Source organism: Arthrobacter sp. Sr24, assembly GCF_054511175.1.
Genome location: NZ_JBTNDB010000018.1, coordinates 75,301 through 83,389, shown reverse-complemented (window position 1 = coordinate 83,389; position 8,089 = coordinate 75,301). Strand labels below are relative to the sequence as shown.

General features: G+C 59.9%; 7 protein-coding genes and 1 pseudogene. 3 read left to right on the top strand and 5 right to left on the bottom strand.

What is annotated here, in order from left to right; translation table 11 throughout:
- Positions 1–113: 113 nt before the first annotated feature.
- Positions 114–1,156: pseudogene (locus tag ACX80D_RS12490) on the top strand (transposase); the annotation flags it as partial.
- Positions 1,153–1,932: an IS21-like element helper ATPase IstB gene (istB, locus tag ACX80D_RS12485; RefSeq protein ID WP_459323012.1), complete on the top strand. Its 780-nt coding sequence runs from the start codon at positions 1,153–1,155 to the stop codon at positions 1,930–1,932. The pseudogene ACX80D_RS12490 and the gene istB, both read left to right, overlap by 4 nt.
- A 513-nt stretch (positions 1,933–2,445) precedes the next feature.
- On the opposite strand, the gene ACX80D_RS12480 is transcribed toward istB, so the two are convergent.
- From ACX80D_RS12480 to ACX80D_RS12470, 3 genes are all read right to left on the bottom strand, one after another.
- Positions 2,446–2,724, bottom strand: a complete 279-nt coding sequence (locus ACX80D_RS12480) for a hypothetical protein (protein ID WP_459323011.1) — start codon at positions 2,722–2,724, stop codon at positions 2,446–2,448.
- A gap of 281 nt (positions 2,725–3,005) precedes the next feature.
- Entirely contained in the window at positions 3,006–4,211 is a 1,206-nt protein-coding gene (locus ACX80D_RS12475; RefSeq protein WP_459323009.1) for a thiolase family protein, read from the bottom strand.
- A gap of 37 nt (positions 4,212–4,248) precedes the next feature.
- Positions 4,249–5,757 (bottom strand): class I adenylate-forming enzyme family protein, encoded by a 1,509-nt coding sequence (locus ACX80D_RS12470; RefSeq protein ID WP_459323007.1) that lies wholly within the window; start codon positions 5,755–5,757, stop codon positions 4,249–4,251.
- Between the two features lie 94 nt (positions 5,758–5,851).
- Here ACX80D_RS12470 and ypfJ point away from each other — a divergent pair, with 94 nt between their 5' ends.
- The gene (gene ypfJ / locus ACX80D_RS12465) at positions 5,852–6,757 is read left to right on the top strand and encodes a KPN_02809 family neutral zinc metallopeptidase (protein WP_459323005.1); all 906 of its coding nucleotides are present in this window, start codon (positions 5,852–5,854) and stop codon (positions 6,755–6,757) included.
- Positions 6,758–6,921: 164 nt separating this feature from the next.
- Here the strand turns inward: ypfJ and ACX80D_RS12460 are convergent, their stop codons facing one another.
- On the bottom strand, positions 6,922–7,272 hold the full coding sequence (locus ACX80D_RS12460; RefSeq protein WP_459323004.1) for a metal-sulfur cluster assembly factor: 351 nt from the start codon (positions 7,270–7,272) through the stop codon (positions 6,922–6,924).
- 19 nt (positions 7,273–7,291) lie between these two features.
- Positions 7,292–8,059: a Fe-S cluster assembly ATPase SufC gene (gene sufC / locus ACX80D_RS12455; protein WP_459323003.1), complete on the bottom strand. Its 768-nt coding sequence runs from the start codon at positions 8,057–8,059 to the stop codon at positions 7,292–7,294.
- Between the last annotated feature and the right edge of the window lie 30 nt (positions 8,060–8,089).

Sequence of the window (8,089 nt, the reverse complement as noted above, 5' to 3'; positions counted from 1 at the left end):
CACCTCAGCGCCACGAAAACCTGTTACCCCGGCACCACCCTGATCCTGCGCTACAAAATCAAAAACAGCGACTGACCCCACATCGATTACCTCACCATGTCAAGAGCCCTGGGGACAGGACAGCACCGAGTGTGTTCGCTGCCCTTGATCGATCCTTTAGGCTCATCGTGGGTGCCCCGACGTCTGTCCTGACCGATAACGAAAAGACCGTGACAGTGTCTCACGTGGCCGGGGTACCGGTGCGGAACTTGCAGACTGTTGATTTCGCCCGCTACTACGGGGTGACGGTGTTGACTTGTCAGCCAGCGGATCCTGCTTCCAAGGGTGGGGTGGAGAACGCGGTCAAGGTCGCTAAGGCTGACATCGTGCCTAAAGATACGAACCTGCGCGAGGAATACGCCTCTTTTGCCGAGGTTGAAAAGGCTTGTGCGGAATTCATGGCGCACATAAATGCCCGTGAACACCGGGCAACGAAACGTAAACCCGCAGCGATGCTTGCTGAGGAGGTTCTGCGTCTGCATCGGATACCCGATGCTGCCCATACGGTCTCTTTTGGCCTGTCTCGCACGGTGCCGCCGAATACGCCTATGGTCACGTTCAATAACGCCATGTACTCCGTCCCGTCGCACTTATTGGGGCAGAAAGTGTTCGTCCGTTCCCACGGCACTGGCCCGGATGAGAAAGTCATCGTCGTTCACCAGGCCCAGCCGGTTCGGTGGAAGTCGCCCGCCATGGGCGGGCACGGCCCGGGAGCCCGGCGATCAATGATGAGCATTTCCCTGGATATGTGGAGAAGATCCCTGGAGATTACACGCCTAGGGCACGCACCGGGGCCGAAGCCGAGTTCCTAGCGATCGGTAGCGGCGCTGTGACCTGGCTGAAAGAAGCCGCAGCCATCGGAACCGCCCGCATGAACCAGAAAATGGCTGAGGCAGTGTCTTTGGCGAAGATCGCCGGCGTCATAGACGTTGACCGGGCCCTGGGCACCGCGGCGATCCATGGCCGGTTCGCCCACGGGGATCTTTCCTCGATCCTGCAAGCAGGCAGGGCCAGCACCGCCACCCACTCGGCCAGCGAGGAAGCATCTCTGACGCAGGGCACCAGCGCTTGGGCCGCCCACACCACCACAACCATCGTTAGCGAGGAACAGCAGTGAACCCGTTCAACACCACAGCACCGGCACTGCCAGCAGACCTTGAAGCAATGATGCGTTCTTTGAAGATGCCCCACGCCCGCGCTCTCGCACCAGAACTCATCGCCACCGCCCGAGCTCAACGATGGGAGCCATCCGAGGTGATCAAGGCGCTCTTCACTGAGGAAATACGGGGCAGGGCCGCCTCGATGCTCGCCACCCGTCGCAAAGCTGCAGGGTTCCCGACCGGGAAGACCTTCGATGGCTGGGACCCGGCCGCTTCCTCGATCCCAGCCCCTACCCAACAAGCCTTGCGGACGTTGGAATGGATTAGGCGCGGGGAAAACCTCGTTCTCTGCGGACCCTCCGGCACCGGGAAAACATTCTTCCTCGAAGCCCTCGGCCAGCAAGCCGTCGAAGAAGGGCTACGAGTGGCTTGGTTCCGTCTCGAGGACATAGGCCAGCTCATCCGCGCCCATCGCACCGATGACAGCGTCACCAGAGCCATCACCCGAGTGCTACGCGCTGATTTGGTCGTGGTCGATGATATTGGGCTGTTACCTGTAGGGACCGATGCCGCCGAGGGACTCTACCGGGTCGTAGATGCGGCCTACGAGAAACGTTCCATCGCTATCTCCTCCAACCTGCACCCAGCCGGCTTCGACGAACTCATGCCTAAAACGCTGGCCACCGCGACCGTGGACCGGCTGCTACACCATGCTCATGTCTGCCAGACCAGCGGGGACTCCGTCAGACTGACACAGGCACTTGCAGGAAAAGGAGTGTCCCAACTGAGCTAAAAACCCGATCCATATGGCCAGCCACAAATCTACATCTGCGGGCAGATCTCATGGCCATACCCGGGCACTTTTGCTGGCCACCAGCGGGCAGATAACCTGGCCGCTGGTGGGCAGAAACTCATGGCCCTTGACAGTTGGCGGGATCTATATGCATACCGTATTAGTTCTGACCCTGCTTGGGGTGCTCCTTGGAGTACCTGAAACCCTCTACGCGCGCAAGCGCCCGCGGGCGAAAGGCACAGCGTTTGCTTCCAGATAGTCTCGAACTGGGCATGAGTAATGGATGCCTAGGTTAGGACCGGGATAACGTCACGGTGGATGAACCGACAAGATCGGCCATGGCTGCTTCGACTCTTTCATGTCTGGGCGGGACAAAGCGTGCAGAGTGTGGCGAATTTCCGCCGATCCATACGACCTGAGCACGCAGTCGACCGGCGATTTCGGGATGGGTCGCTTCCAGCAACACCCTGTGCATGGACAAGACATTATCTACGCTGATGTTCTCTGATAGAGCTAAGGTGCCCGCATCGCGGTGACATTGGAAGCAATCAGCGATGCGTTGGAGCTAGAGTGATCTCCAAGTTGAGCAAGCACAATTTTCTTAGTACCAGCGGTGAGGTTCTCAATTTCCGAGCTGGCAGCAGACTCGCTGCGCAGCAAGAGTGCGGCGAAGGGTGCCGCATCGTCACCTAGATCGCGGTCGAAGCGGACCATGCCGATAATTGCCTCTTCGGCAAGGGCTGCTACGGAATTGCTGATGAGTGGTTGGCAGCGGGCAATCGAAGGGACCACGGCAGCTTAGTATGGTCCGCGGGCCATCAGTCGTTGGCGTCTGGACGTGCTGGCATCCAAGACATGGTCCCATTGAACTTCTTTCAACGCTATGGCCGGCCACGGGTGATGAGCTCTGCCAGTTGATGTGGACGGTTGATTCATCTTGGCCTCCTTGTTGGAACCCACCAGCGCTGTTTTCCCAAAAATATCCGAGTCTGGGAAAACAGGTGCATTGTTTTCCCAGGGTCACCTGCAGCTAAGTCTTGTGGCGGTCGAACAATCCTAGGATCAAGTCCCACTTACAGCTCCAGCGCAACAAAGTGGGCGGCCAGCCCAATGCCCCCAGCCACACTGATCATGGCGAAAGCATCGTGGCCAGCAGCTACGTCAATGCCACCCTCCAACGTCTGGCGCTGAACTTGGGCGAGCAACCTCGTCACCAGCACAGCCCCGGAGGCGCCGTACGGGTGCCCCAACGCCAGCGCACCGCCGTCGTGGTTAAACAAAGCAGGATCAAGGCCCAAGATATCCGCCACAGCAAGCACTTGTGAGGCAAAAGCCTCGTTGAACTCGATGAGGGAATCCGCCAACTGGTCCAGGTGCATTTTAGTGCGGGCAAGCAACAATTCCATGGCGTGCGCTGCCCCCACTCCAAGAAGATTCGGATTGTTGCCAGCAACAGCACTGTCGCGAAAGGCCAGCACCGTTCCCGCTTCATCACCCAGATTCTGTGCCAGCGCCCTAGCCCGCGTCAGTGAGGTGACCACCGCCAACGCCGCACCATCGCTGAAGGGACATGAATTGCCAGCCGTCACGGTGCCACCCGGAACAAACGCGGGAGGGAAGCGTGCCATCAGGCTAGCGGTCAGCTTGGCCCGCGGACCTTGGTCATCACTGAGGCCGGCGAAGGTCACCAATTCCGAGGTGAATGCTCCGTTGTGCTGGGCGCTCACAGCTTTTTCATGGCTGGCCCGGGCGTAATCGTCCTGCCGAGCGCGCGTGATGCCATAATGGCGTGCCACGTTTTCAGCGGCAACCCCTGCGTCGGGATCCCCCGTTTCCAAGGGAGCGAATTGTGCCCGGTCAAAGAACTCCAGAGAACCATCGGCGGCCTTGTACGCCCGCGCGGGAGCGGTGCTGATGCTCTCCACTCCCCCGGCCAGGTAGAGATCACCGGCCCCAGCTTGGACCAGACGTGCGGCCAGAATGATGGCTTCCAGCCCCGATCCACACTGCCGATCCACACTCAGCCCTGGCACCCGGTCCGGCAAGCCAGCCGTCAACGCGGCAAGCCGTGCAACATTGCCGCCTCCCCCGGTGGCATTGCCCACGATGACGTCGTCGATCTCTGCCGGATTGATGCCCGAGGCCGCGACTAGATGCTCGATGACGGCGGCAGCCAGCTCATGCGCCCTGTAATTCTTATAGGCACCGCCTGCCTTCGCGGTGGGCAGCCGCTTGGCCATGAACACCACCGCGGTAGTGTCAGGGTTGCCGCTTTGCATTTGTGTACCTGCGTCTGTGGCTGTGGCATTTGGATGTTTAGGATCGGCGTTGGGCACGGGGGTCGGCCTCCACAATCCACTGGGTCAGCAGGGCTCTGCTAATTTTTCCGCTCCCCGTCAGAGGAAGTTCGCTCAGTTCGTAGTATTGCGAAGGCCGGTGGCTAGCTGGCAGATCTGCTGCGGCGGCTCGCATGAGTGTCAGAGCTTCGGTGCTCCTGCCGCTGAAGTGCGATCCCGAATTCTGAGCCACATTGTGGGTGGCCGAGTGAAACGCTGCAATGACTCGATGACCCCGCACCGGATCGGGCAGTCCGGCAACGATGACATCCTGCTCCGTGCCGGTATTGCTACCGGTCCTAGCGTTACTACTATTCCCGCTGTTCCTGCGGAGTGCCTGTTCGACGGCGTGCGGGTAAACGTTGGCGCCGGAGCACAGGATCATATCGCTTGCACGGCCCGCCAAATGGAGCTTGCCCTGCTGATCGAGGCTGCCTTGGTCACGCACCGTGTACCAGCCATCGATACCATTCGCCGAGAAGGCCAGTCCATCATCACCCCACGCGTAACCGCTGCACACATAGGGACTCTTGACGCAGACATTACCCAGTACCCCGGTGTCCACTTCCCTACCGTCTCCGTCCCGGATACTGAGCAGCACGCCGGGAAAGGCGAGGCCAACGCCGTCGGACTCTTCAAAAACAGAGCCGGGCTCCAGAGTTGCGGCGGCGACGAAACCCAATTCTGCGGCCCCGTAATACTGGTGGATCACGGCGTTAGGCGCCCACAACAGGACAAGCGCAGCCGTGGCAGCGGACAGCGCCGAACCAGCGCAGACCACACTGCTAATACCCGGGGCCAACTGGCCGGTTGCCATGCCGCGGCGGGCCAGCAGCTCCAGAACAGTGGGGACTAGCACGAGCCGATTTACAGAGCACGATGCCATGGCCGCCAGCGCCGCATCAGGGCTGAAATCTGGGAGTGCAACAAAGGTGCCACCGGCAAAAATAGACTCACCGAGCGCATAGAGATTCATGCTCGCGGCCATCGGGCCCGGAGCCAAGGTGACGGTCTCGGCAGTAAGCGCGAAATAGTCAGTACTGCTCTCAAAGGATTCACGCCAGGAAGTCGCACTGCGAGTGAAAGCCTTGGGCAGCCCACTAGTGCCAGAGGAAAGCCCCAGCAGAAACGGCGGATCGGTGAGGTCCTGCGTCGCGGCCCAACTTTGAGCGGCTCCCGACAGTTGTGTGCGCAGCTCCTGGGGCCAGCTCGCATCCACCACCATGGCCGTTTTGTGCTGGAGCAGGGCGGCGCAAAATTGGGCTGCCAAGTCCACACTTGGGGGTGCGTCAATGACAGCTACCGGGCTTCGTCTGGACCCAGCCTCCCCCATCGAGGCACCGTCACTGACCCAGGACTTGGCGATGGTTTCAGGCAAATTAGCGGCCGCCAGCAGGCCCGCGTAATCAAGGTGCTGGGCACCAACAATCACGGCGGGCCGTGACCCGGCGGCCTTGGCCCAGTGCTGGAGTTTCTCTATGAACGGCATTGTCTTCATCGTAGAGGAGAATCACATACACAGAAACGTGCCCGTTACATAGCGCCCTACGCTAGAGTCCCGGCAGTGGCGGTACCCTATAGCCATGACTTTCAATGAGGGTGCGCGGCTTGATCCGTCGCAAGCAGAAGACCGTAGAGGCCGTGGCAGTATGGGCCGCGGCGGCAAGATGGGGCTAGGAATCGGTGGCGGGATCGTGGTACTCATTGGCGCCATGCTGGGCATCGATCCACAACTGCTTGGTTCCATTTTGGGAGACACCGGCAACCAACCTGCCATTGAGCAGTCGGGCGGCTCGGCACTGGAGAACTGCCAAACGGGAGCGGACGCCAATGCCCGGCTGGACTGCCGCATCCTTGGTACGGCCAACTCGCTCAATAGTTTCTGGCCCGGTTACCTCAGTGACTACGGAGTAAAGTACTCAGTCCCGAAGACCGTGGTCTTTACCGGCAGCGTTGACACTGCCTGTGGGGCTGCCACCTCAGCCGTTGGCCCGTTTTACTGCCCAGGAGACAACAAGGCCTACTTTGACCCCGACTTCTTTGCACAATTGGAAACCCAGTTCGGTTCCTCCGGTGGTCCGCTAGCCCAAGAGTATGTGGTGGCCCACGAGTTTGGCCACCATGTGCAAAACCTCACCGGAACCATCGGCAAAGCTCAACAAGACCCCAAGGGAGCACAATCAGCGGCAGTTCGCACCGAGCTGCAGGCCGACTGCTATGCGGGAATCTGGATGCGGCACGCTTCCAGTCAGCCAGCGCCTGGAAGCGACCAGCCCTTCTTGAAGGAGCTGCAGCAAAAGGACCTCAATGATGCGCTGTCTGCGGCATCATCCGTAGGTGACGATAGGATCCAAAAAGCCGCCACGGGCCGCACTAACCCCGAATCGTGGAGCCATGGCTCGAGCGAACAGCGCCAACAGTGGCTGTACAAGGGCTATCAAAGTGCCGATCTGGCCGCGTGCGACACGTTCTCGGTACCCACGGTCTAAAGGAACTCCTGGGTCTTGACAAGCTCGACCAGCGGTAGAGCCGGAATAGACGGAAAATAAACAAGCGCCGCGGTTCCCGGAGCGGGGATGGATTTCAAGGTCGCTCAACGACCGAAGAAATCTTACTGCCCGCGAGGGAACCGAGGCGCTTGTCTCATCAGAGACTAGATGTTGAAGCCGAGGGCACGCATCTGGTCGCGACCGTCGTCTGTGATCCGCTCGGGACCCCACGGCGGCATCCACACCCAGTTGATGCGCCATTCGTCAACGATCGGGCCCAGTGAGTTTTCCACCTGCTCCTCGATGACGTCCTGCAGAGGACAGGCTGCCGTGGTGAGTGTCATGTCCAACAACAGGGCACCGTCCTCGCCGTAGCGCATGCCGTACAGCAGACCCAGATCGACGATGTTGACGCCAAGTTCCGGGTCAATGACGTCCTTGAGAGCTTCCTCAACGTCTTCGAGATCAGTTTGGCCTGCCACAAGGGCTGGGCTTGATTCGCTGATGTCAGTCATGATTCCTTCCTAGCGTTGCTTAGGCCGTGGCCGACTCGGCTACCAGGTAGCGGTCGTAGCCTTCTTCTTCCAAGCGGTCGGCGAGTTCCGGGCCGCCCTGTTCAGCAATGGCACCGTCAACGAACACGTGCACAAACTGCGGTTTGATGTAGCGCAGAATGCGAGTGTAGTGGGTGATCAGTACTGTGCCCAAGCCGCCGGCGTCGATGGCACGGTTGACACCTTCGGAAACAACCTTCAACGCGTCAACGTCAAGGCCCGAGTCGGTCTCATCCAGGATGGCGAACTTGGGACGCAGCAGCTCCAACTGGAGGATCTCATGGCGCTTCTTCTCGCCACCGGAGAAACCTTCGTTTACGTTACGCTCTGCGAACTCCGGCTCGATGCGCAGTTGCGCCATGGCAGCCTTGACGTCCTTGGTCCAGGTACGCAGCTTGGGGGCTTCGCCGTCGATCGCGGTCTTGGCGGTGCGCAAGAAGTTGGTCATGGTGACACCGGGGATTTCTACCGGGTACTGCATGGCCAAGAACAGGCCTGCGCGGGCACGCTGATCAACGGTCATCTCCAAGACGTCTTCGCCGTCGAGGGTGATGGATCCGCTGTCAACGGTGTAGCGCGGGTGACCGGCAATGGTGGCAGCCAGGGTGGACTTGCCCGAGCCGTTAGGGCCCATGATGGCGTGGGTCTCACCGGTGTTGATGGTCAAGCTAACACCCTTGAGGATGGGCTTGATGCCCTGCTCCGTCTCGATGCTGACGTGTAGGTCCTTGATTTCCAGAGTAGACATACTCTATTTTCTCCTAAAAAAGTTTGTGTG